Annotated in this window: 24 protein-coding genes and 1 tRNA gene; 11 read left to right on the top strand and 14 right to left on the bottom strand. The window is 37.1% G+C overall.

Translation table 11 applies throughout. From position 1 onward, the window contains the following. Positions 1 to 222: 222 nt before the first annotated feature. Complete coding sequence (addA, locus tag I6751_RS00100) at positions 223 to 3,897, top strand: helicase-exonuclease AddAB subunit AddA (protein WP_196590980.1); 3,675 nt, start codon at positions 223 to 225, stop codon at positions 3,895 to 3,897. Positions 3,898 to 3,964: 67 nt separating this feature from the next. Here the strand turns inward: addA and I6751_RS00105 are convergent, their stop codons facing one another. The 5 genes from I6751_RS00105 to I6751_RS00125 all read right to left on the bottom strand — a co-directional run bounded on the left by I6751_RS00105 (position 3,965) and on the right by I6751_RS00125 (position 8,353). Next, a complete protein-coding gene (locus I6751_RS00105) occupies positions 3,965 to 5,110 on the bottom strand; it encodes a mannitol-1-phosphate 5-dehydrogenase (RefSeq protein WP_196590979.1) in 1,146 nt (381 codons plus the stop codon). A 26-nt stretch (positions 5,111 to 5,136) separates the two neighbouring features. Continuing rightward, positions 5,137 to 6,561 (bottom strand): PTS mannitol transporter subunit IICB, encoded by a 1,425-nt coding sequence (locus I6751_RS00110; RefSeq protein WP_196590978.1) that lies wholly within the window; start codon positions 6,559 to 6,561, stop codon positions 5,137 to 5,139. Positions 6,562 to 6,635: 74 nt separating this feature from the next. After that, positions 6,636 to 7,064 carry a PTS sugar transporter subunit IIA gene (locus I6751_RS00115; protein WP_196590977.1) on the bottom strand — a complete coding sequence of 143 codons (429 nt, stop codon included), beginning with the start codon at positions 7,062 to 7,064 and terminating at the stop codon, positions 6,636 to 6,638. A gap of 25 nt (positions 7,065 to 7,089) precedes the next feature. Further along, on the bottom strand, positions 7,090 to 7,647 hold the full coding sequence (hxlB, locus tag I6751_RS00120; protein WP_196591010.1) for a 6-phospho-3-hexuloisomerase: 558 nt from the start codon (positions 7,645 to 7,647) through the stop codon (positions 7,090 to 7,092). Beyond that, the gene (locus tag I6751_RS00125) at positions 7,637 to 8,353 is read right to left on the bottom strand and encodes a ribulose-phosphate 3-epimerase (protein WP_196590976.1); all 717 of its coding nucleotides are present in this window, start codon (positions 8,351 to 8,353) and stop codon (positions 7,637 to 7,639) included. Before I6751_RS00125 ends, hxlB begins: the two co-directional genes overlap by 11 nt. A 193-nt stretch (positions 8,354 to 8,546) precedes the next feature. On the opposite strand from I6751_RS00125, the gene I6751_RS00130 reads away from it, so the two are divergent. Next, entirely contained in the window at positions 8,547 to 9,314 is a 768-nt protein-coding gene (locus tag I6751_RS00130) for a DeoR/GlpR family DNA-binding transcription regulator (RefSeq protein WP_196590975.1), read from the top strand. Positions 9,315 to 9,473: 159 nt separating this feature from the next. Here I6751_RS00130 and I6751_RS00135 read toward each other — a convergent pair whose 3' ends face one another. The 3 genes from I6751_RS00135 to I6751_RS00140 all read right to left on the bottom strand — a co-directional run bounded on the left by I6751_RS00135 (position 9,474) and on the right by I6751_RS00140 (position 12,035). Further along, positions 9,474 to 11,684: a cell division protein FtsA gene (locus I6751_RS00135; RefSeq protein ID WP_196591009.1), complete on the bottom strand. Its 2,211-nt coding sequence runs from the start codon at positions 11,682 to 11,684 to the stop codon at positions 9,474 to 9,476. 179 nt (positions 11,685 to 11,863) lie between these two features. Further along, positions 11,864 to 11,986, bottom strand: a complete 123-nt coding sequence (locus tag I6751_RS13960) for a hypothetical protein (RefSeq protein WP_268233951.1) — start codon at positions 11,984 to 11,986, stop codon at positions 11,864 to 11,866. Next, positions 11,959 to 12,035: transfer RNA gene (locus I6751_RS00140), tRNA-Pro, on the bottom strand. Before I6751_RS00140 ends, I6751_RS13960 begins: the two co-directional genes overlap by 28 nt. A gap of 177 nt (positions 12,036 to 12,212) precedes the next feature. On the opposite strand from I6751_RS00140, the gene thiD reads away from it, so the two are divergent. Both thiD and I6751_RS00150 read left to right on the top strand, forming a co-directional pair. After that, complete coding sequence (thiD, locus tag I6751_RS00145) at positions 12,213 to 13,019, top strand: bifunctional hydroxymethylpyrimidine kinase/phosphomethylpyrimidine kinase (RefSeq protein WP_182187494.1); 807 nt, start codon at positions 12,213 to 12,215, stop codon at positions 13,017 to 13,019. Positions 13,020 to 13,077: 58 nt separating this feature from the next. Beyond that, positions 13,078 to 13,455: a RidA family protein gene (locus I6751_RS00150; RefSeq protein ID WP_196590974.1), complete on the top strand. Its 378-nt coding sequence runs from the start codon at positions 13,078 to 13,080 to the stop codon at positions 13,453 to 13,455. 166 nt (positions 13,456 to 13,621) lie between these two features. Here the strand turns inward: I6751_RS00150 and rfbB are convergent, their stop codons facing one another. The 6 genes from rfbB to I6751_RS00180 are packed head-to-tail and all read right to left on the bottom strand — an operon-like array spanning position 13,622 to position 19,509. Beyond that, positions 13,622 to 14,638, bottom strand: coding sequence for a dTDP-glucose 4,6-dehydratase (gene rfbB, locus I6751_RS00155; RefSeq protein ID WP_196590973.1), 1,017 nt, complete (start codon positions 14,636 to 14,638; stop codon positions 13,622 to 13,624). A gap of 27 nt (positions 14,639 to 14,665) precedes the next feature. Further along, positions 14,666 to 15,748 (bottom strand): threonine-phosphate decarboxylase CobD, encoded by a 1,083-nt coding sequence (cobD, locus tag I6751_RS00160; protein ID WP_196590972.1) that lies wholly within the window; start codon positions 15,746 to 15,748, stop codon positions 14,666 to 14,668. A 55-nt stretch (positions 15,749 to 15,803) separates the two neighbouring features. Then, positions 15,804 to 16,706: a GHMP family kinase ATP-binding protein gene (locus I6751_RS00165; protein WP_196590971.1), complete on the bottom strand. Its 903-nt coding sequence runs from the start codon at positions 16,704 to 16,706 to the stop codon at positions 15,804 to 15,806. Continuing rightward, positions 16,707 to 17,276, bottom strand: a complete 570-nt coding sequence (gene rfbC / locus I6751_RS00170; RefSeq protein ID WP_196590970.1) for a dTDP-4-dehydrorhamnose 3,5-epimerase — start codon at positions 17,274 to 17,276, stop codon at positions 16,707 to 16,709. It abuts the gene before it with no gap. 1 nt (position 17,277) lies between these two features. Continuing rightward, positions 17,278 to 18,174 carry a glucose-1-phosphate thymidylyltransferase RfbA gene (gene rfbA, locus I6751_RS00175; protein ID WP_182188566.1) on the bottom strand — a complete coding sequence of 299 codons (897 nt, stop codon included), beginning with the start codon at positions 18,172 to 18,174 and terminating at the stop codon, positions 17,278 to 17,280. Next, positions 18,175 to 19,509, bottom strand: a complete 1,335-nt coding sequence (locus I6751_RS00180) for a UDP-glucose dehydrogenase family protein (protein WP_196590969.1) — start codon at positions 19,507 to 19,509, stop codon at positions 18,175 to 18,177. Between the two features lie 160 nt (positions 19,510 to 19,669). Here I6751_RS00180 and I6751_RS00185 point away from each other — a divergent pair, with 160 nt between their 5' ends. The 7 genes from I6751_RS00185 to I6751_RS00215 all read left to right on the top strand — a co-directional run. Continuing rightward, a complete protein-coding gene (locus tag I6751_RS00185; protein WP_330998621.1) occupies positions 19,670 to 19,918 on the top strand; it encodes a TIGR03905 family TSCPD domain-containing protein in 249 nt (82 codons plus the stop codon). A gap of 35 nt (positions 19,919 to 19,953) precedes the next feature. Next, positions 19,954 to 20,736 carry a PHP domain-containing protein gene (locus I6751_RS00190; protein ID WP_330998620.1) on the top strand — a complete coding sequence of 261 codons (783 nt, stop codon included), beginning with the start codon at positions 19,954 to 19,956 and terminating at the stop codon, positions 20,734 to 20,736. A gap of 34 nt (positions 20,737 to 20,770) precedes the next feature. Then, entirely contained in the window at positions 20,771 to 21,826 is a 1,056-nt protein-coding gene (locus tag I6751_RS00195; RefSeq protein ID WP_196590967.1) for a hypothetical protein, read from the top strand. A 270-nt stretch (positions 21,827 to 22,096) separates the two neighbouring features. Further along, positions 22,097 to 22,762: a YeeE/YedE thiosulfate transporter family protein gene (locus I6751_RS00200; RefSeq protein WP_196590966.1), complete on the top strand. Its 666-nt coding sequence runs from the start codon at positions 22,097 to 22,099 to the stop codon at positions 22,760 to 22,762. Positions 22,763 to 22,775: 13 nt separating this feature from the next. Next, the gene (locus I6751_RS00205; protein ID WP_182187485.1) at positions 22,776 to 22,997 is read left to right on the top strand and encodes a sulfurtransferase TusA family protein; all 222 of its coding nucleotides are present in this window, start codon (positions 22,776 to 22,778) and stop codon (positions 22,995 to 22,997) included. Between the two features lie 10 nt (positions 22,998 to 23,007). Next, positions 23,008 to 23,535, top strand: coding sequence for a YeeE/YedE thiosulfate transporter family protein (locus tag I6751_RS00210; RefSeq protein WP_182187484.1), 528 nt, complete (start codon positions 23,008 to 23,010; stop codon positions 23,533 to 23,535). 34 nt (positions 23,536 to 23,569) lie between these two features. Further along, positions 23,570 to 24,053 (top strand): NAD(P)/FAD-dependent oxidoreductase (locus tag I6751_RS00215; protein WP_196598933.1); only part of this gene is annotated, 484 nt, incomplete at its 3' end.

Raw genomic sequence — 24,053 nt, forward strand, 5'->3', positions numbered from 1 at the left:
TTATTTACAATAAGAGCTGATAAAAAGTACAAAAATAATACAACGTTTTATTTCTATGTTGTTATTAATACCTGACATTAATAGATATTCTAAAAATATTCTCTGGGTGATATAATTGATATTAATAAATTAATATTTTGCAGTTTTGTTTTATAGCTTCATTCTACTGCTTATCCCGCTAATATCGATACAGTTATTTAAATTTTACAAAGAGGTACTATTATGTCCTGGTCAAAAGAGCAAGAAACAGCAATTCACACCCATGGAAAAAATATTTTGGTTGCAGCAGCTGCCGGTTCAGGAAAAACAGCCGTACTTGTTGAACGTATAATACAGCTCATCTTGAATAATAATGTTGATATCAGTGAAATATTAGTCGTAACTTTTACTAATGCCGCAGCATCTGAAATGCGCGAACGTATCGGCCGACAATTGGAAGGTCATCTCTCACAAGCAGCTCAGCATAATTACGCAGATATGATGAAAAAACTTGAACGCCAGCTTGTCCTGCTTAATGCTGCGTCAATATCAACACTGCACGCTTTTTGCCAGAATATTCTTCGTCGTCATTTTCACGAAATAGACATTGATCCCAAATTCCGCCTCGCCGGTGAACAGGAAACAACTTTATTAAAACAAGATGTTCTGACTGATTTAATAAAAACTCAATATGAACAGGAAAATAATGATCTTTTTTTACAATTTGCTGATTCTTACGGCAACGAACGCGGTGATGAAGCAGTCTGCCAAACAATTTTAAATATTTACGAATATGCTATGAGTCAACCTTTTCCCTATCAGTGGTTAAACAGTCTGCCTGATTTTTTCACTATCCCACAGGATAAAACCATTGATGATACCAAATGGATAACTATTATTCGCTCAGAAATACAAAGCAGTATTGATGAATGTATCCGACTCAATTTGGAAATGCAAAAAACGGCTGGTCAAACTGACTACGTCATAAAAGCAATTACTGCTGATGAAGTTTTATTAGAGACAATCCGTACTGCTGTAACAGCAAACTGGCATACTTTATATACTGTCATGAATACCTTTAACTTTTCAACAATGCGCCTTCCCGCCGACATGGATGAAACAACAAAAAATCATCTTAAAGAAACACGGCAAACAATAAAAACTATTATAAATACACTTCGTGATGATTTTTTTCTAATGCCACCGGATAAAATGCTGGATGATATACGAAATCAAAAAAATATTATCTCCTTTATTGCTGATTTCACAATAAAATTCATGGCTGCCTACGGTAAAGCTAAGCATGAACACATAATTGTCGATTTCAATGACTTAGAACATTTTACTTTGCAAATATTAGCAGCGGCCGGTTCAACAGAAAAACACCTGATTCCTACCAATACAGCAATTAACATAAGCAAAAAATACAGGGAAGTGATGGTGGATGAATATCAAGATACCAATGGTGTCCAAGAAGCTATAATTAATTTAGTCTCCGGTAAAAATTTCAATAAATTCCTCGTTGGTGATGTAAAACAGAGCATTTATCGTTTCAGGATGGCTGATCCTGGTCTATTCATGGAAAAATATCTTACTTATCCCCAAAAGTCAGATCAGTGTATACGCATTGATTTATCACAAAACTTCCGCAGTCGTTCCAATATATTGCAATCGATAAATTTTATCTTTGCCCAAACCATGACACAGCAGGCTACTGAACTGGACTATGGAAAAAAAGAAGCTTTTTCCCCGGGTATAGAATATCCGGTTGACAAAAATTCATTGGATGAAAAAGTCGAACTACTGTTGATTGATAATGGCAGTTCAGTACCTGATGAAAAAGCCATAACCGATAATGATGTCATCAATAATAAAGAAACTCTTACCGGTTTTGCCGCTGAGGCTGACTGTATTGCCAAGCGGATTAAACAGCTCATGCAACAAAATCATACTATATACGATAAGCAAAGTAATCTTTACCGACCGCTTATTTATCGTGATATTGTTATTCTCCTGCGTTCAATGACCGGCAAAGCTGATGTCATGCTTGAAGCACTGCGTAATAATGATATTCCCTCATATGCATCAGCAAATGGTGGTTATTTTGCCGAAACGGAAATAAAAATAATGCTTGCCTTACTGCAAATACTCGATAATCCACGTCAGGATATCCCTCTTGCAGCCGTATTATACTCACCAATAGTTAATTTCAGCACACAAGAGCTGGCCCAAATAAGACTATGCCAGCCGACCGGCAATCTTTTTGAGGCTTTAATGCTATCCTGCAATCCGCAAAGCGGCCTTGACGAACCGCTCAAAGAAAAAACAATTTCCTTTCTGAGTAAGTTAACACATTGGCGATCCTTATCCAGGCAGCGCAGTGTTCCTGAACTTATCTGGCAGCTATATGATGAAACCGGTTATTATGATTATTGTGGTGGTATGCCCGGTGGCCTTTTAAGACAGGCCAACCTACGAATGTTATATGACCGTGCGGCAGCTTATGAAAAAACAGATTACCGCGGTCTATTCCGTTTTCTGCAATTTATTGGAAAAATGAAAAAAAGCGGTAACGATCTGTCAGTGGCCCGCACACTTGGTGAAAACGAAAATGTTGTCCGCATTATGAGTATTCACAAAAGCAAAGGCCTGGAATTTCCCGTTGTCATTATTGCAGATCTCGGTAAAAAAATGAATCTCACCGACAGCAGGCAAGCTTTATTGATACACAAAAATTATGGATTAGGACCATATATTTATAACCTGCAATACAACTCCCGCTATCCGACTCTTGCCCGACAGGCTATTGCCAGGCAAATAATGAAAGAAAGCAAGGCTGAAGAACTGCGCATTCTTTATGTTGCAATGACCCGTGCCCGGGAAAAACTAATTTTAACTGGTACTGTGAGAAATTTACCCAGACAGGCTGAAAAATGGTGCCATCAAAACAATGACAATAAACCAACATTGTCAAGTTACCAAATTCTTTCTGCCGGCTCTTATCTAGACTGGATCTGTCCTGCATTATCCCGACACAGTGCCGGTACCGCATTATACCGACTCTGGAATGGCCAAATGGTGGATGATATACCACATCTTGACTACGACGATTCTCAATGGAATATAACCATTCATTCCGCCAATGCGGACAGTACAAAAGAAAAACCCGTCGAATTGACCGCCATCTTCAATAAATTGAAAAAGCACGCACCGCTTGCCACTACTGTTAATAAAAGCTGGGTTGATAAACGCCTTGCCTGGCATTATCCACACCTCCCCGACAGCCATATCCCTTCCAAGTTATCTGTTACAGAAATAAAACGTCGTTTTTCCTCTGCGGATGAAAATGCTGTTAATATCTTTGTTAACAATGAATATACTCGCCCGCGTTTCCTACAAAAAAAGTCAACCTTAACAGGTATTGAATACGGAACTTTGATGCACACTGTCATGCAGCATCTTGACCTAACAGACGACTTAAGTAAAAGTGGTATAAAAATACAGCTGAACCAAATGGCACGAACTGAAATAATTGCACCGGAAAATATTCCTCAAGTAAATCAACTTTCTATCTATAATTTTATCTATTCAGAACTGGGTCAAAGAATGCTTATTTCAAATAAAATACGGCGTGAGATGCAGTTTTCCCGTATGCTGGATGCTGTCAGATTTTACAATACCAGTCCAACGGGCAGTAAAATATTTATTCAAGGTGTAGTAGATCTTTTATTCGATGAGCCCGATGGATTAGTATTAATCGATTATAAAACTGACAATTGCAATCCTGCTGAAGCCAAGGACAAGTATAATATACAAATCAACCTTTACAGCGAAGCTGTCCAGTCTATCTTAAATAAACCTGTTAAGGAAAAATATCTATATCTATTTCATAATAGTGAAATCGTGCAAATTAATTGATTTTTGCTCTATATAATAATATAAGCGCACAGCCAAATGGTTGGGCGCTTATATTATTATATATAAATCATTTTTTTAATTTGTGGTATTTTTTTAAAATATTTTTTCCTAATTTAGTATCAGCTTTTATAGTGGTGTATTTAAATAAAGCATCAGCAACACCATTATTCTTAATGCCCGCTTGTAAAATTTGTGCTTCTGTATCTTCCTTATAATCAAAACATAATGCTGCCGCAATTGCAGTTGCATACCCATCGGCAATACAATTATCTTCAGATAATTGTATTGCCGGCGACACCAATCGATCATCTGCAGCCAATTTACGGATAGGAGCCCGCCCAACTCTGATAACATCATCCGAAATATATTTACTCGAAAATCTATTTAAAACAGTCCTGGCGTATGTTTTATATTCTTCTAAATTAAATTTATATTTTCTATTCAAAAGAACACCAGCTTCATTTAATAATGTTTTAACCGTATTTTTAATAATATCATCTTCAAGTGCCTGATTTATACAATTTATTCCTTTTGCATATCCGAGATAGGCAATTGTCGCATGAGCTGCATTTACTGCAAACAATTTCCGTTCAATATAGGCTTGCAAATTCTTCACGTAAGTTATTCCTTTAACAGGCGGTTTAATTCCCACCACTGTCGTTTCATCAACATCCCATTCAAAGAATTCTTCTGTTTGTACCAATAACTTTTCATTATTTTTCTGTAATGGTACGATTCTATCAACTGCCGCATCAGGAAATCCGGCATATTGTGGTAATACTAAACATTCTTTGTCCGATAAATACTTACAAACCAATCCTTTTAAAACCGAACTTCCCTTTTTCATATTTTCACAAGCTATAATATTAATTGGGGGAGTTTGCGCGGCTATTCTTTTCGATAAACCAGCCGCGATAACAGGTGCAATATATTTTAAAATATTGGGACCTAATGCTGTGGTTATTATGTCGGCATGCAAAATTTTATCTATGACAGCAATCTTATCATTACTATTTTGTGCAGATATATTTTTTATGAATAGACGTTTGGGTGCGTCTCCTAATATTTCTATATAATACTGTTTTAATGAATTAATATCATCAATGACATGCTGATTAACATCAATAAAACATATTTCATATCCCGATGCGAACAACATTTGACCTATGAAACCCCGCCCAATGTTTCCAGCTCCGAAATGTACAGCTAACATAAAATTTCCCCCATCTAATTACAGATTTATTTATGCTGATTTTTAATTTTTTTAATAAGTTCATTCAGCTTAGGATCTGCCAAATAATTCTCAATAGCCACTATAGGTTTATCTTGTACAACTAATTTTGCCCGCTCAGCCAAATTTTTGTGCGTGACAATTACATCTGCATCCATGGGAATTTTTTCAATAGCAAAATGTTCCACATGAATATCTATACCAGCTTTCGACAATTTCTTTTTCATCACACTGGCTCCCATGGCGCTGCTGCCCATTCCAGCATCACAAGCAAAAGCCACAAATTTTATTACTTTATTTATACTATTTTCAACTTTACCATTATTATCTTCAGTAATATTAGAAAGAACAGCCTTTCCCTCACTTTTCATAGACTGACTTTGTAATATAGAAACGCTTAATTCATCATCATTACCATTTTTAGACATTTTTAAAATAAAAGCAGTTATAATAAAACTCACCAGTGCGGCTACAAATACTCCGGCAATAACACCAAAGAAATGACCTTTAGGTGTCAATGCCAAATAAGCAAATATTGACCCAGGACTAGGTCCGGCAACAAGGCCTGCATCAAATAACTGAAATGTAAATATACCACATGCGGAGCCCGCAATCATAGCAATAATAGTAATCGGTTTCATCAAAACAAAAGGAAAATACATTTCATGAATTCCACCCAAAAAATGTATAATAATAGCACCTGGCGCAGTACTTTTAGCATTACCTTTACCGAAAATAGAATAAGCCGTTAATAATCCCAATCCTGCACCTGGATTTGATGCCATCATGAAATATATTGATTTACCCGTATTCAATGCATCCTGCATTCCTAGTGGATAATAAACGCCTTGATCTATGACATTATTTAAAAATAATACCTTTGCCGGTTCATTCACTAAAGCCAAAATAGGTAATACTCCTGTATTTACAAGTGCTTTTATAGACATACTTAAAAAACTATTTGCTTCCTGAATTATCGGTCCTATAAGCGCATTTGCAAGCAAACACAATATAAATCCAATAATGCCTAAAGAAAAATTATTCACCAACATTTCAAAACCAGATGGTATATTATTTTCTATTTTCCTGTCAAATTTTTTTATTACAAATGCACTTAACGGCCCCATCACCATAGCACCAAGAAACATTGGAATATTGGCTCCCACAATAAGTCCAATCGTGCCAATTGTACCTGCTATACCACCTCTCGTGCTATAAATTAATTTGCCTCCTGCATATGCTAAAAGCAATGGTAATAATAAACTAACCATTGGACTTACCAACTTTGCAAAAGCTTCATTGGGAAGCCATCCCGTGGGTATAAACAATGCTGTAATAAATCCCCACGCTATAAATGCTCCCATATTTGGAATCACCATTGCTGTTAAAAATCCACCAAATGCCTGTAACCTGGCTCGTGCATCGACTGCCATTTACCTCATCCTTTCAATATTTAGCAATTAAATTAAAATTATGAATATTAGCTATAAAGTTATTAATGCTAACTTTACCTAAATTGTTCTTGTATAATTTCTATCGATGATGACAAACTTATATTTTTAACTTTCTTATCATCAATAAATATATCCGCAAGTTCTGACATAAGTTCTAAATGATTTTTCTCTTCCTTTGCTGCCAAAACCATAATCACACTGACCAATTTTTCTTCTGGAAACATTACCGGCCGATTTAATTTTAAAAGCGATAACCCTGTTTTCAACACTCCTTTATCTTCGCGGGCATGAGCCAATGCAATTTGCGGCACAATTACCATATAAGAACCATTTTTATTTACATTATCAATCATTGCCTGAACATATGATTCTTTAATAATCTTTTTATCCAGCAGCACTTGGCTGGCTAAAACTATACTCTCATCCCACGAGCCCGTTTTGTCTAAAATACTGATATTTCCAGCTAAATATTTTGCTATCATTCATATCACCTTACATCCTTATGTTTCATTCCAAATTGGCATGATAATTCCACAATTTTTTTAACTCTATATGCCTTTCATCCATTATCATGACAGCAACAATATCACATAATAACAACAAACTCTGTTCAAATAAACTTGACATTGGCTGTCTAGATGCTATCTCATCTTTAAGATAAAGTTTTGTCTGCACCGGAATCCGAACCATTAAATCAGTAATAGGTGACAGGTTACTTTGCGGATTAGAGCCAATGTGGATTATTTTACCACCAAATCCCTTTGCTTTTTTGGCAATGGCAACAGGTACTACTGATTCACCACTGCCTGAACCTACTATTAAAATATCCTTATCAGTCATTGCCGGTTCTGTTATATCACCTACCATGCATGCTTTAAATCCTAAATGAACCAGTCTTTTAGCAAAAGCCTCCAATTCAAGCTTTACTCTGCCCACACCAATGAGAAATACTTTGTCAGCCTGTAAAAGCATAGTAATGAATTCGTCAACTTCATGCTCGTTGACCTTTGATAATGCAGTAGTGCATTCTCCTATTACTAAATTCCGCGCCGCCTCATAGTTCATCACAATTTCCTCCAGTAAAATTAAAATGTTCATTAATAAGCTGTTTTATCTCTCTGTAATTTTCAACAAAAGTATTTTCCTTTCGAAAAACACTTTTGCTGCCAGCTACCAACACTTCAGCACCAGCATCTATCAAATCAGGGATAAGCTTCATGGATACTCGTCCATCAACAATTATTTTGGCATTTGAATGTCTTCTTTTAATAAATGACTTACAATCACGAATTTTTTCCAGTGCATAGGGAACCATTTCTTCCCCTTTCCCGTCAGCATAACCTGGATTTATCAGCATCAATAAAATATAATCACAGTCTTTTATCACATAATCCAATATATTTATTGCCGTAGCGGGATTTAAAGCAATACCAGTTTTTATATCGGCCGTTTTTATAATCTGAAGCATTTTTTCTATATGCAAACTTGTTTCACAATGAAATATAATACTATCAGGTTTTATTTTTATCAGCTGTTTGATAAAAAATTCATTCATAGTAGACATAATATGAATATTAAAATCCATATCCGTCTTATTATGCAATTGTTCTACTGTAGACAGACCAATAGGCATACTGGGACTAAAATGCGGATCAATTATATCTACATGCAATGATTGCATGCCGGCATTTTTCAAAAGGGCAACTTCTTTTTCCAAATTGCATAAATCCGCACATATAAGTGATGGTGATATAACAATGTCTTTTTCCAATTTTATTGCTCCCTATCGCAAATTTTAACAATAAAAATATTGTTAATAGTTGTTATCGCAATAATATCATTGTATTAATCGGTTGTCAACAACTTTTTTATTGTAATTAATTGGAATAAGTCATCTTATAAGTGGTTAAAAATATGATTGTCTGGTATAATTTAAACAAAACGTTAAGTTGGGAGTGTAGTGTATGAGTAAATTAATTGCTGCCGAAAGAAGAAATAAAATTGCAGAATTAATTGTTTCAAATGGCAGCATCAAAGTAGGTGAGTTATCCAACAATTTTTCCGTCTCAACAGAAACCATACGCAAGGACTTAATATATCTGGATAAAATTGGGGTCATCAAAAAAAGTCGTGGTGGAGCTTTATCTTCATTAGAAGTTATGGAAAAACCACTTGAAACAAGAAGTGCAGAAAATTTTGATTTAAAAAATGCTATTGCCAATAGGGCTCTTTCGTTCATAAAAAACAATGCTGTCCTATTTATTGATGCAGGAAGTACCGCACTTTGCCTAGCAAAAATGCTTTACTTAAAAAAGGGCCTGACTATTATTACTACTTCAATCAGTGCGGCAAACATATTAGCTAACAGTAAAAATAAAATCTATATGAGCGGTGGAAAACTCAATAATACTACAATGGCTTTAGAAGGATTTGGTGCTACAGATTTTCTTGCTAAAATCAAAGTGGATATTGCTTTTTTAGGTTCCAGTGGATTTAAAGAACATCGTGGACCAGTGTCAATTGATTTTTCAGATGCTGATGTAAAAAAAACAATGATTGCTAATTCTAAGCTTACTATTGTTTTAGCCGACAGTAATAAATCACGCTCGACTGCACTAGTTGAATATGCATTGTGGAGTGATATTGATTATTTAATAACCGATATCGACATCAACCCTAAAACTGCTAATGAATTAAAAAAATTTACTAAACTAGTCATAACGGAAAAGTGAAATAATACTATAATTAACAATTTACAGCAAATCAAATATAATTTTTTATAAAAAATAATGAGACCCCGAATTTCCCAACACATTCAAGAAATTCGGGGTCTCATTATAATATTAACCATCTAAGAAATAATATAAATTATATAATACTGTAATATTATTCTAATTCTTACCGTTTTCTGGCACCGTCTTTACATCAAACGGTTTCAATACCACTTTTATATTATCATTTTCATTAACTAGCGTAGTAAATTCAGCCGGAGCATTATTTCTTAATAATTCAAAGGAAACCTGACTGCCAGGTTTCGGCGGTGTGTAATCAGCAGCCAGCAGCACATCACCAATTATAGCTTGATGCTGTTTTCCCGCAGTGCAAGTTATTTCATCGCCATTATTAAGCAAATAATCTGAAGCAGCCGCATTATCATTAACAGAAATCTGCCCATTGGAAGCCGTATGAACGACACACGGTTTATCATTAAAGAGTACCGTTATATCAGAAGAAACGCTCATATCATGTAAAATATTTTTCAAGGGAACTCGCTGCGGTTCCTTAAAATCTATTTCATCATTTTCCTGAACTTCATCAGATAAATATGCGGTTTGTCCATTTAATTGAATTTGCGGTGCAGATTCATATACTTTACTAATGCCATTAAGCGTATAATTATAAACAGCATTACTTATATCATAACCAGTATTTTCCAATGCATCTGCAATAGTAACATGTTCACAATAAGTTATTTCGTCCTTATCCTTAAGGGACACAGCTGTATCTGTACATAATTGTCCGTTTAATAAATAGCGCGGCTGTACGACTGTTAATTCACCATTTATATACACATTTACCGATTTCCCCGCTTTAATCACATCACACAGATGCATCTGTGGCGGTGCACCATTTTCACCATGCTCTATTACAATATGCGCCTTAGCTTCCACCTTGTCACTCAATGAGGCTGGTTGTCCATTAAGTTTCAGTTTGGCCAATGTTCCCATTGTTCCGCTAATCATTTTTTGTTTACCGTTTATATTGATCCCAATACCCAAACCCGGTTTACCATTATATTTATGTAAATTTATCCCTGCATTCAAAAGCACATCGGCAATGGTAAGTTCCTTAAAATTAAACATATTATATTCTGCATCATTTACATACATTGCAATAAGATTGAGCGTTTGAATACAGGCCGTTTTTAATATTCCCAATGGAGTCACCGCATCCGGTGCTTTTAACGTATCAGGTATGTCCGTTATATCATCTACTTTATCCGGCATTCTGACCGCTACACGTGATACCGGCATGCTAAGCTTTTCAGCTACTTTCTCAGACAAACGCGGTGTCAATGCTCCGCCTCCCACCAGCATTACAGCTTGTGGCGCTGCTGCGTTAAGTTCTAATATTTGATTGGCTATTGCTTGAGCAAGCTCGGTTACATTTTCCATCACACTATCGACTATTTCATCTCCAGACAGTGCATAATCCATTCCTAATATATCCGTAAATTTTACTTTGTTAACACCATCCATCGATAATTGTCTCTTTACTGCTTCCGCCACATTAAAATCCAATAAATATTGCTTTGATATTGCTTCTGTTATCTCATCGCCAGCCATCGGCACCATACCATAAGCGACTACTGAACCATCCCTGGTTATAGCGACATCAGATGTTCCTGCACCTATATCAACAAGTACCAAATTTAAATGGCGCATCGTTGTAGGTATTAAAACACTTATTGCTGCAATTGGTTCTAATGTCAGGGCATGCATTTCTAACCCTGCCGCCTTTAAGGCTGACTGCATAGAATCTACAACCTGTCGCGGTAAAAACGTAGCTATTACATCAGCGACAGCTGTTTTACCACGCTGCCCCACCAAACTTTTTAATTTAACTCCATCAAGAGCATAAGATACTGTACTATATCCTACACAATAATAAAGAGACATGTCTTCTGCCATATTTGACTCTGCCAATTTTTTCTGTGCCGCTTGCACTGCTATAAAATCAAGGTGCTTTTCTTGTTCGTCATCTATAACACCATCAACTTCCAATTTTGCCTGAGCCGTCATCGTATATAATGCACGTCCCGCCGCTGCCACCGAGACTTTTTTCAGTGGCCCGACAGATTCCTCAAGACCTTCCTTTACTGCACAAATCACTTGTGCTACCTGAGGAACATCATGTATCTGCCCATCGAGCATTGAACGAGTCTTATGCTCCTGCCGTTTTGTTGTAATAATTTTAAGATTATCCTCATTTTTTTCTGCCACAATGCCAATTACACTGCGTGTACCTATATCAAGGGCAAAGACAGTATTTTCATCATTTAGTTTTTTATTGTCCACTACATCTGTTTTTCTGTTAGACATATGCCATGCAGCCTTTTTCGTCCTCATATTATAAACCGCATAATCGCGGATTTCACCTCTTTCATAAAATTTCCTATAATCGCGCCAAGCTTATGTATTATTTTTACATATCAATGATATTATAGCATAACCCTATTGGAAAATATAATAGAGCATTTTGTGTTTTCTGATAATATTTTTCAAATAAAAACCACATACATAAAAACAAAGCCATCCACCACAATCTGATGAATGGCCTTAAGCATATTGTTTACACAAACTAATGTCAATATAATGGTCGGAACGGCGGGATTTGAACCCACGACCCCTACCACCCCAAGGTAGTGCTCTACCAAACTGAGCCACGTCCCGAACAGATGTATTATAAGTTTATTTTTCTCTCCTGTCAAGTCATCCCAACGATAAAATCCCATTTTATACACGATTACAGTTTCTCAGCAAGCTCAATTATTGACTTTCCGACCTATTGTCTCTATAATTTTATTCAATCCCATATATATGGATAATAAACTAATGAGGATGATTTTCATGTCAAAAAAATTTAAAGCGCTATCGATTGCCGGTTCTGACACTTCCGGCAGTGCTGGTATGGAAGCTGATTTAAAAACATTCGAAGAAATGGGCGTCTATGGCATGGTTGCTCTCACTGTTATCGTTGCCCAAAATCCTGCCAATTGGGCGCACGACATATTTCCCATTGATCTTCATACTATCGAACGCCAAATTGCCACTGTTGGCAGCGGTATTGGCACCGATGCGATGAAAACCGGTATGCTCGGTTCAGCTGCCTTAGTTGAAATGGTCGCAGCATCAATTCAAAAATATCATTTAAAAAATATTGTCATTGACCCGGTAATGGTCTGCAAGGGCATTGACACTATAATGGTGCCGGAAGCGGCCGCAGCTATAAAAACCAAACTTGTAAAATATGCTGATGTAATAACACCAAATACTTTAGAAGCAGCTTACTTGGCCGATATGGACAAAGTCGAAACGGTTGACGATATAAAGGAAGCCTGCCAGCGTATTCACAAATTGGGCGCCAAAAATATCGTAATAAAATCCGGCAGCCGTTTCACGGGTGGTAATATGGTTGATGTTTTATTTGATGGAACTGCCTTTACCATTGAAGAAAAAACCAAACTTGACAATGTCTACAACAGCGGAGCCGGCTGCAGCTTCTCTGCAGCGATCACAGCCTGTCTTGCTAAGGGACTTGACATTCATACTGCTTTTAAAACCACACAGAAATTTATGCAAAAAGCTGTAGAAAATTCATTTAAACTCAATAAATACACTGGTTCTTTATGCCATTGGGCATCTCGTCAACAATAACTTGCTGTTTATCAAACTTGATCACTGCAAAATGTATCAATAAAAGAGGTTATTTTTTATGAAACAAATCATCTATACTGATAATGCGCCTGCTGCCCTTGGTCCATATTCACAGGCAATAGCTGTTTTTGATAAATTAATTTTTATCTCAGGACAAATCGGTGTCATGCCACAAACCGGCAAACCCGCTCAAGGCATTGAAGCTCAGGCTAATCAAGTCCTAATTAATTTGAAAGCTATTTTAAAAGAAGCTGGATCTTCTATGGATAAAGTGGTTAAAACCACTGTTTTTATCAAGGATATGAATGATTTTTCTAAGGTAAATGAAATTTATGGTCAATATTTTACCAATACTTATCCGGCCCGCTCCTGTATAGAAGTGGCTCGTCTGCCTAAAGACCTGCTAATTGAAATAGAAGCTATAGCCATTAAATAAATAATTCCCAAACATATTACAAGAGCTGTCGCACGAATGACATTGACTTCATATAAATATGCAGCTACCATCCTCTTTTTAAGAGCGGACAAGAGATTTGGCATATTGCATATTTATGAATAGAAATGCTACGTGTGGCAGCTTCTTTTTATATTGTGATTTATCGTTATTTATCTTCGTACATTTTGGCATAATAATCCTTATACGAACCATCGATTATTTTTTGCCACCAGTCACGATGCGCTAGATACCATTTTATTGTTTTTTTCATTCCTTCATTAAACCTAGTTTTTGGCTGCCAGTCCAGTTCATCGTTTATTTTAGCCGGATTAATAGCATAACGTCGGTCGTGTCCCGGTCTGTCAGTGACAAACTTTATAAGTTCATATGGTTTGTGTAAATATTTCAGAATCATTTCCACAACTTGAAGGTTTGTTTTTTCATTATGCCCGCCGACATTATATATTTCTCCTTCTTGCCCTTTTCTTACAATTAAATCTATAGCCTGGCAATGATCTTCCACATAAAGCCAATCCCGTACATTTCTGCCCGTACCATAAATTGGTAATTGTTTATCATTAAGCGCATTTATTATCATTAACGGTATGAGTTTTTCCGGGAAATGATACGGTCCATAATTATTGGAACAACGCGATATACTCACAGGCAATCCGTATGTACGGTGATATGCCTGTACCAATAAATCAGCAGCCGCTTTTGATGCTGAATATGGACTTGATGTACGTAAAGGAGTATCCTCTGTGAAAAACAAATCCGGCCTGTCAAGCGGTAAGTCACCATAAACTTCATCGGTAGATACTTGATGGTAACGCTTTATTCCATATTTCCTGCAGGCATCCAGCAATACACCAGTCCCAATTATATTAGTCTGCAAAAAAATCTCTGGTGTTTCAATAGATCTGTCCACATGGCTTTCAGCCGCAAAATTAACAACAATGTCCGGTTTTTCCCGTTTAAATAAATCATATACAAATACTCTGTCGGTTATGTCACCTTTAATAAATTTAAACTTTTCATTCTGCATCGCTGTACTCAGCGTTGATATATTTCCGGCATAAGTCAACAAATCAAGGCAAATTACTTTATCCTCATGTGCAGCCAATTCATAATAAATAAAATTGCTGCCTATAAACCCGGCACCGCCAGTGACCAATATATTCATGCCTCATCATCCTTTCCCACCAATTTCTTATTCCATAATACTTTCCACAGCATCAAGCAATTTATCATTTTCCTCCCGACGCTTAACGGCTATGCGGACAAAGTCACCGGACAATCCAGGATAATTAGCGCAGTCCCTGACAATAATACCCTTCTCCAACATTATTTGATAAAACCGAGCCGAATCCATTCCCAATTTATGTATATTTAAAAGTATATAATTAACTGATGGTTTATAGACTTTAAGCAGTGGCAGCTGAGAGAGTTCTTCATATAAATAATTTATCTCACTGCGCGTATAACTGCGGCTGCGCCGACGATATATTTTATCATCCAATGCTGCCAAACCTGCCTTTTGTGCCAGACAATTAACATTCCAGGGATCTTTATCCAAATTCATGCGCCGTATTACCTCGGCATCGGAACAAGCAGCAAATCCCAGTCGCAGCCCCGGCAAAGCAAAAAATTTTGTCATTGAATGAATTATCAACAGATTATGACATCCATTTAATAAAGATTTTACAGAAAAATCTCCGCTATTACTGATAAAATCCATGAATGATTCATCAACAACAACAAAACAATTATTGGCTTCCGCATGTTCTACAACAATTGCAATATTTTCAGCAGAATATAATGTTCCAGTGGGATTATTGGGATTACATAAAAACAACATATCTTTATTTTTCAATGAAATAATCAATTTTTGCAGTGGCAGTTCAAACTCATGCTGTTCCGATAAAAAGCAATAATTTATTGTGGCATCGACACTTCTGGCGGCCCTTTCATATTCACTGAAAGTCGGTGCGATCAGCAAAACATTTTTGGGCTGCAGTACATGACACAAAACATATAACAGTTCCACGGCACCATTTCCCATTATTATATTTTGCGGTGCTATATCGTAAACTGTACCAATTTTATTCTTTAACTCAGTCATTGCCGTATCCGGATAATGTATAACATTACCTACATTGTCCATTATTGCCTGCTTGACAATTTTACTCAATCCCAATGGATTGATGTTGGCACTAAAATCGATTAAAGCATTGTCACCTGTTTTTGCAGCTGCCGCATAAACGGCACCGCCGTGTTCAAATTTTTCCGGCATAAAAATACTTCCTTTCCGGTTTTGTTCACGCTATTAATAATATTACATATCTTAATTATACAGTAAAAAAACCACCGGCTATCAGCTCAGCGGTAAATAAATACCTCATATACGGACACATTTCATGAACAGCATGTACACATTCCAGCAACTTGTTTTCACTAACTGTAATGGAAAACAATACACCTATCAAAGTACCGCTGTGAGCTATATTGACTCCGACCGCATTACATTTTTCAGCTATATCTATGATCACTTCCAAATCTTCTTTGCACAAAATATCCTGATTAGCCAATGCACTTATTGTTGCTCCTTTACCTATCGCTGCCGCATTTTTATACTTTACACCATATTCAACCAATTCCAGGGCTTGTTTCACCTGTTCTTCTTTTTTCTCATTAAGATATGGCAGTTCACCACGTTGATTAAACACAATTGTATCGACACTGCCTCCGCAATCAAATACAAGTATTTTCAACGGCGGTGGCGTTCCCAGATATTGCAGCACTTCCCCAGTTATATGATTAAACTTGACTATTCCATCACAAAAAACACCATCAGTGGGTTCAACACGTGCTGCTATTTGAGCAATTTTTTCAGCAGTTATGTCTATTCCGAAGGCAATAGCAGCTGCTTTGCACACAGCTGCTATATCAGCACTGCTCGATGACATGCCTTTACTTTTTATCAATTGTGTCTGCAACTTTACATTCAATAACTCCGCATCCAGACCAAATTCTGTGCAAAATATTTTTAGTGCTTTGGAAGCCTTGCTTTTCAAAACATTTTTAACCCCATTGTCAATAATTATCGCTGTAGAAAACACATTGATCGGACAGGTTATTAAAAACGGTTCACCATCTATTACACCTTGTACCAATTCACCACAGGAACCTGGCACTCTCACTGTCACAGGTACATGGTTTTCTGTTTTTTCACTCAATCGCAGCAATTCCATTTAAATTTCACCATAAACAAACGGCGTGACAAAATCTTTGAAAAGCGGTGCCTGTTTATCCTTCGCCGAAAAAGTATATCGGCCTTGCTGCCACTTATCCCAGGTGATACCAATATCCGGATCATTGTAGATAATGCTTCCTTCCGTCTCCGGTGCGTAATAATTATCTGCCTTATACTGAACTTCAACATCATTGCTTAAAGTCACAAATCCATGTGCAAAACCACGCGGCACATATAATTGACGCTTATTTTTATCTGACAATTCAACAGCCAGCCATCTCTTATAAGTGGGTGAACCCTTTCTTATATCTACTGCAATATCCATCATCGTACCATGCGTGCAGCGAACAAGTTTTGCCTGTGTCATTGGTGGTTTTTGAAAATGCAGCCCCCTCAATGTCCCCCTTGGTGCCGAATAAGATTGATTATCCTGGACAAAATCAGTTTTCACACCATATTTCCTCAAAACGCGGGCAGAATAGGTTTCCATGAACCAACCACGATTATCGCCAAAAACTTTTGGCTCAATAATATATACATCTTTTACTTGTGTCTGTATCACATCCACTTTACCAAATCTCCCTATTCAGGTTATTATCTTTTAACATATTCATGAGATAGCAGCCATATTCATTTTTCACTAATGGTGCCGCTAACTTCACTACATCCTCAGCACTTATGTATCCAAGCCGATAAGCAATTTCCTCTGGACAGGCTATTTTAAGACCTTGCCTATCCTGCACCGTTTCAACAAACGAAGCCGCCTGCAATAACGATTCATGTGTCCCCGTATCAAGCCAGGCATAACCACGTCCCATAATCTCAACATGCAGTGTTTTCTCATTTAAATAAAGACGATTCAGATCAGTAATTTCCAATTCGCCACGTGCCGACGGTTTCAAACTTTTAGCATAATCAACTACATTATTATCATAGCAGTAAAGCCCGGTTACTGCATAATTTGATTTTGGTTCTGACGGCTTTTCTTCTAAACTAACAGCATTACCGGCTGCATCAAACTCAATAATGCCATAGCGCTGCGGCTCCTTAACATAATAAGCGAATACAGTAGCTCCACTTTGTCTTTGCGCAGCATGTTTTACCGTTAATGATAAATCGTGTCCGTAAAAAATATTATCACCGAGAATCAATGAACAACTCTGTCCGTCAATAAAGTCCCTGCCAATTATAAACGCCTGCGCCAATCCATCAGGACTTGGCTGCACTGCATAGTGAAGAGAAATTCCCCATTGACTGCCATCACCCAACAGTGCCTGAAAAAGCTCTGTATCATGTGGTGTAGTGATAATAAGTATTTCTGTTATACCTGCCAGCATAAATGTACTAAGCGGATAATATATCATTGGTTTATCATAGACAGGCATCAGCTGCTTACTTACAACTCTGGTCAGCGGATATAACCGTGTTCCCGCTCCGCCAGCCAGAATAATTCCCTTTTGCATAATCTATTTCTCCTGTTTTACGCCTATCTGTATATATGACAAATCAAATTTTGCCAAAATCTTAGTTTTATACTGGTTCCGCCCATCAAAAACATATTTTCCGCGCATTCTTTTTTTGATTTCCAAAAAATCCGGACTTTGAAACTCCTTCCACTCTGTGACAACTATAAGAGCATCAGCATCATCAAGAGCGTCATATTTATTTTCACTATATGTTATATTATCAACAGTATTGAGATAGAAATCACGTGCCGTTGCTATTGCCTTTGGATCATAAGCCTTTACAGCTGCGCCGCGCCCGACGAGTTCTTTAATAAGGAAAATTGCCGGTGCCTCGCGCATATCATCAGTTTCCGGTTTAAATGCCAGTCCCCATACAGCAAATGTTTTTCCTGATAGATTTTCGCCAAAAATATTTACTACTTTTTTCCCCAATACTTTTTTCTGTTCCATGTTAACTTTTTCTACCGACTGCAATAATTTTGCCTCATAACCATACTCACTGCTGGTTTTTATCAACGCCTGCACATCTTTGGGAAAGCAGCTGCCTCCATAGCCGCAGCCAGGGCTGATGAAGCTATAGCCTATGCGCCTATCGCTGCCTATGCCCCGACGGACCTTATTTACATCGGCACCGGTACGTTCAGCTATATTAGCTATTTCATTAATAAAGGAGATTTTTGTCGCCAACATAGCATTCGCAGCATATTTGGTCAGTTCGGCACTCTTGACATCCATTATTATAAATACTTCCCGTGAACGAATAAACGGTTCGTATAATTCCTTCATCATTTCAATAGACGCAGGTTCTTCCGAACCAATTATTACTCTGTCTGGCGTCATAAAATCGGCGCAGGCATTTCCTTCTTTCAAAAATTCCGGGTTAGAAATTATATCAAATTTAAGATTACTATTCCGTTTTTTCAATTCAATTGCAATGGTTTCTCTTACCTTTGCTCCTGTGCCGACCGGCACAGTAGATTTGTCAACAACATACATATCGTGTATCATATATCTGCCAATATCACGCGCCGCGGCTAAAACATACTGAAGATCGGCACTCCCGTCTTCTCCCATTGGTGTACCAACTGCAATAAAACAAATATTTGCTTTTTGCAATGCTTCCTTTATATTGGTAGTAAATGACAAATTACCCTTTATATAATTATTTTTCACCATGTCAGAAAGGCCTGGTTCATAAATTGGAATATGACCGCTGACTAATTCTTTTATTTTTTTTTCGTTTATATCGACACAAATAACATCATTGCCGGTTTCTGCGAAACATGTACCCGTCACTAAACCCACATAACCCGTACCAATCATCGCTATCTTCAAAATAATCTTCTCCTTGGATTGTCTATTCTTTTGCAAAAATAAATCTTTTAATCTATATTTTCCTATATTTGTAGGAAATTTACAAGGGCTTTAAAAAAATCCTTCATTAGATTATAATGATAATATTGATTGTAAATTATAATATGAGGTGTAAATGAGTATGTATTCATATAAAACAGCAGGAACATGTTCTCAACAAATAAACGTTGAACTAAATGGTAATATAATAAAAAACATCTCTTTTATCGGCGGCTGCAACGGTAATTTACAGGGAATCACCAAGCTGGTCCAAGGCCAGGATGCTCATGATATAATAAATAATTTTAGCGGTATTAAATGCGGTTCACGTCAGACTTCATGTCCTGATCAGCTGGCCAAAGCCCTTCAGGAAGCTTTAAATAAACGATAATTTACTGGCATTAATTTAATATTTTGCCAAAAGGGGTGATTACCATTTTATTCGATTGTCATGCCCATACTGAATTTTCTGCTGATTCTGTAATGAAGCTCACTGATGCTCTTGATATTGCTCAAAAACTCAATATTGGACTTATTACAACTGAACACATCGATTTTGATTTTCCCGGTTCTGACATATATGAATTTGATCCAATCGAGTACTTCGATCACTATCGGAAATATCAATATAATAATTCATTGCTGCTGGGTGTTGAAATAGGCATGCAAAAACAAACTGCCGTCCGCAGTAAAATATTTTCACAACAATCACCTTTTGACATGATCATAATATCACAACATATTATCGATGGTTATGATATTTATTATCCTGAGTATTTTTACGGTAAAGATAAGCTGACTGCTTACCGCATATACTTACAGGCTATTGCCGATATGATTTCATTACATTCTTTCGGTGACGTTTTAGGGCATATAGATTACATTTGCCGCAAAGCACCTTACGATGACAAAGAATTATATTATAATGACTTTGCCCCTTATATTGACAAGATTTGGCAAACAGCCTTAGTCAATAATGTGATTCCCGAAATAAACACACGTCGTTTTTCAAATGACATTTCTATAAAGACTTTAATTCCCGTCTATAGAAGATATCATGAATTAGGTGGTAAATATGCAACAATTGGTTCTGATGCCCATGTACCTGCCTCTTTAGGTTCGGGACTAAAAAAAGCCTGCATTTTTCTAAAAAAATGCGGCTTAGTACCTGTATATTTCAAAAATCACCAACTCATTCCCATGCTTTAAATATATTTAAAATCATTTTGAAAGGGTGACTACAATGAATTTTATCTCTAAAAAGAATGTAAAAATTCTTTCTACTGTTTTATGTATAACACTTACTTTTTCCACTACTTCCATTACATTTGCCGATAGCACCATAACCACAGGCACTACATTGTCAACAGCCAGTGATATTTCTGATAGCAATGCCGTGCAGGACAAATTAGCCTCTGTAGAAAAAGCCGTGTATGGGACCACCCAGACGGGGGCCATAATTGATCGTATTAATAAATTAGAACAAGATTATTATGGGACATCTAAAAACGGTAACTTGGTCGACCGCATCAATAACATATATGCACAAATCTTCACTAATACCTATTCTCCCTCAGCAATAGCCCAAATGAATGGTATTGAATGGTCGTTAATGCATCAGGTCTCAATGCACCCTATAGGACAACGTTTATCCGATCTTGAAACCATGCTTTATGGGAAACCCAAGAGTGGTACATATTATAGCCGTATGTTGTCATTAGGCAACGCTGCTTTTGGCAGTTCACAACAAGCTATTCCACTTTCACATACACTTGTCCCTGCTAATACACTCATAAAGATCAAACTCGTCACTCCACTCAATTCTGAAACGATGAAAGCCGGAGATGAAGTAAAATATCAAGTAGCTGAAGATGTTATTTATAATGGCAGCATGGTTTTTGCCGCTGGTGGACTTGGTGAAGGTACTGTGACCAGCGTGAGCTCTGCTAAAAATTTTGGCCGCGATGGAAAAATCGGTATAGACTTTGCCAAAACGCAGGCTTTTGACGGAACAATAGTAGACACCATTCTGGGTGAGAAAGCAAAAAAAGAAATGAAATCGGAGGCCATGGCCGCCGGTGCCAGTGTTGCCGGTATGGTATTATTAGGCCCTATAGGCATCGTTGGCGGTGTTTTTGTCAAAGGGAAAAATATAAATCTTCCTGCCGGTACTGAATTATTTATCCAAACAAAATCAGATATTACTCTTTATGGCACTCCGGCCAACAGTACCTCTTCCAATAATACACTAAATTCAACAGCTCAGACAGTGACCCAAACTAGTTCCTCAGCGGAATAGCAGGAGCATGTTGATCCTTACGATGATACTCCGGCAGTATTATCAAGTACAGCTGATTTAATTCAATATAATAATACTTCCGACCAAAATCAAAAATGATTGATAATATAAATATCCAATTTTTATTGTACTAATTATTGACAATAAATGAATATAATGATATATTATCAACTAATGACAAGCTCATTAGAAAACTAAAGGCTTGGAAAGGCAGATATTTTCTGCTTTTCCAAGCCTTTTTTGTTTTCAGGCATATCAAGGGGGTACAAAATGAATCAATCATTATCATCACTGGCTGCTGCCAGAAGGAATCATAAAACAAAGCACAATCAGCTTCCTTGGGGAATAGTCGTGTTAGCTGCAATTATCGGTATCGCTTTCTTCTTATTTGCAAATGTTCCCCAAGCTGCAATTATGTGGGCATTTGGCATAATCATCGGATTTACATTGCAAAGATCCCGCTTTTGTTTTACCGCATCCATGCGAGATCCAGTCTTGACCGGCAGCACATCTTTGACCAAAGCAGTGTTATTGGCAATTGGTGTAGCTTCCATTGGCTTTGCTTATATTCAACATTCTGCTGCTGTCAGTGGTTTGCCAATTCCAGGTAATATTTCGCCGGTAGGTCCGAACACAGCTATTGGCGCTGCTATGTTCGGTATTGGCATGGTCATTGCCGGAGGGTGCGCTTCCGGCACATTAATGCGTGTAGGAGAAGGGTTCTTAATTCAGATAATAACTTTAATTTTTTTTATCATCGGTTCACTTTGGGGCGCACATGATTTCGGCTGGTGGACAGCCAATATCATTCCTAAAACCAAAATATTCTTACCGACGCTTATTGGCTGGATTCCTGCTTTAGTAATTCAGTTCGGATTCTTAATAGGATTATATGTTTTAGCAAACAAATATGGTAAAAGATCAGATAAAATTTAAGGAGATAATTGATATGTCAGAATATACACTGGATTGTCTTGGAGAAATATGTCCTGTTCCTTTAATAAAAACACAAAAGAAATTAGCTGCATTAAACAAAAATGATATTCTCATCGTATCCATTGACCATAGTTGTGCTATGAAAAACATTCCTGAATGGGCTAGAAAAGAGGGCCACAATGTGGAAATAGAAGAAATAAACGATGGAGAATGGGAAATATATATAGAAAAATAAGGAGACCCGTATGGACAACACTTCTTTATATGCAAAATTACTCAAAAATCCCTGGAGTTACACGACAGGTGCAATTATTTTAGGTATGGCAAATATTACCATGCTCAGCATTACCGGCAGTGCTTGGGGTGTCACAACGCCATTTTCATACTGGGGTGCATGGTTTTATCAAATTTTAGGTGGACAACCCGATACATGGTTTTATTTCTCGCAAAAAACACATGCCGCAGCTATTACCGCCGGTTTTTGGAATAACGGTCATTCAGTTTCCAATATTGGTATAATTTTTGGTGCTTTTTTAGCGACATTGCTCGCATCACAATTTAAAATAAAAAAAATCAAATCTAAAAAACAAATCTTTGGTGCCATCCTCGGCGGCCTCTTAATGGGATATGGTGCCCGCATAGCTTTTGGCTGTAATATCGGAGCACTTTTCAGCGGAACAGCTTCCATGTCCCTGCATGGCTGGGTATTCATGCTCTTCATTTTCATCGGCGCTATTATTGGCAGCAAATTACTGACAAAATACTTTATCTAAAATACTTAACCATTTTTTATTGTGAGGTTCCTTAATGAAGAAAAAACATGCATACTATGATATCATAATTATCGGTGGCGGACCGGCCGGTTTAACTGCTGCCATTTATACAGGAAGAGCAAAATTAAAAACATTGGTCTTGGAAAAATCATTTATCGGAGGATCAGCTTCATCCAGCAGTGAAATTATCAATTACCCCGGATTCCCATCAGGAATAACCGGACTGGCTCTCACAAAATTATTTCATGAACAAGCCAAATTACTCGGTGCAGAATTTAAACTTACTGCTGCTAAAAAAGTAAATTTCTCCACTCAAAACGACTATACCGTAGATACCTTCCGCACCATTTACCATGCCAAGTCAATAATCATCACCGCGGGAGGAATTCCCTGTCTTACCAATGCAAAAAACGAGGAAAAATTCCTTTTTGATAAGGGCATTTCCTTTTGTGCCACCTGTGATGCCGCAGCCTGTGAAAATAAAACAATTTTGGTCGTCGGCAGTGGTAATGCCGCTT

It is taken from the genome of Pectinatus frisingensis (genome assembly GCF_015732285.1).
GTDB classification, from domain to species: Bacteria; Bacillota; Negativicutes; order Selenomonadales; family Selenomonadaceae; genus Pectinatus; species Pectinatus frisingensis.

Excerpts from the sequence above, each read along its gene's own strand:
- addA (WP_196590980.1), top strand. The coding sequence starts at position 223 with ATGTCCTGGTCAAAAGAGCAAGAAACAGCAATTCACACCCATGGAAAA.
- I6751_RS00105 (WP_196590979.1), bottom strand. The coding sequence starts at position 5,110 with ATGTTAGCTGTACATTTCGGAGCTGGAAACATTGGGCGGGGTTTCATA.
- I6751_RS00110 (WP_196590978.1), bottom strand. The coding sequence starts at position 6,561 with ATGGCAGTCGATGCACGAGCCAGGTTACAGGCATTTGGTGGATTTTTA.
- I6751_RS00115 (WP_196590977.1), bottom strand. The coding sequence starts at position 7,064 with ATGATAGCAAAATATTTAGCTGGAAATATCAGTATTTTAGACAAAACG.
- hxlB (WP_196591010.1), bottom strand. The coding sequence starts at position 7,647 with ATGAACTATGAGGCGGCGCGGAATTTAGTAATAGGAGAATGCACTACT.
- I6751_RS00130 (WP_196590975.1), top strand. The coding sequence starts at position 8,547 with ATGAGTAAATTAATTGCTGCCGAAAGAAGAAATAAAATTGCAGAATTA.
- I6751_RS00135 (WP_196591009.1), bottom strand. The coding sequence starts at position 11,684 with ATGTCTAACAGAAAAACAGATGTAGTGGACAATAAAAAACTAAATGAT.
- thiD (WP_182187494.1), top strand. The coding sequence starts at position 12,213 with ATGTCAAAAAAATTTAAAGCGCTATCGATTGCCGGTTCTGACACTTCC.
- I6751_RS00150 (WP_196590974.1), top strand. The coding sequence starts at position 13,078 with ATGAAACAAATCATCTATACTGATAATGCGCCTGCTGCCCTTGGTCCA.
- rfbB (WP_196590973.1), bottom strand. The coding sequence starts at position 14,638 with ATGAATATATTGGTCACTGGCGGTGCCGGGTTTATAGGCAGCAATTTT.
- cobD (WP_196590972.1), bottom strand. The coding sequence starts at position 15,748 with ATGCCGGAAAAATTTGAACACGGCGGTGCCGTTTATGCGGCAGCTGCA.
- I6751_RS00165 (WP_196590971.1), bottom strand. The coding sequence starts at position 16,706 with ATGGAATTGCTGCGATTGAGTGAAAAAACAGAAAACCATGTACCTGTG.
- I6751_RS00185 (WP_330998621.1), top strand. The coding sequence starts at position 19,670 with ATGTATTCATATAAAACAGCAGGAACATGTTCTCAACAAATAAACGTT.
- I6751_RS00195 (WP_196590967.1), top strand. The coding sequence starts at position 20,771 with ATGAATTTTATCTCTAAAAAGAATGTAAAAATTCTTTCTACTGTTTTA.
- I6751_RS00200 (WP_196590966.1), top strand. The coding sequence starts at position 22,097 with ATGAATCAATCATTATCATCACTGGCTGCTGCCAGAAGGAATCATAAA.
- I6751_RS00205 (WP_182187485.1), top strand. The coding sequence starts at position 22,776 with ATGTCAGAATATACACTGGATTGTCTTGGAGAAATATGTCCTGTTCCT.
- I6751_RS00210 (WP_182187484.1), top strand. The coding sequence starts at position 23,008 with ATGGACAACACTTCTTTATATGCAAAATTACTCAAAAATCCCTGGAGT.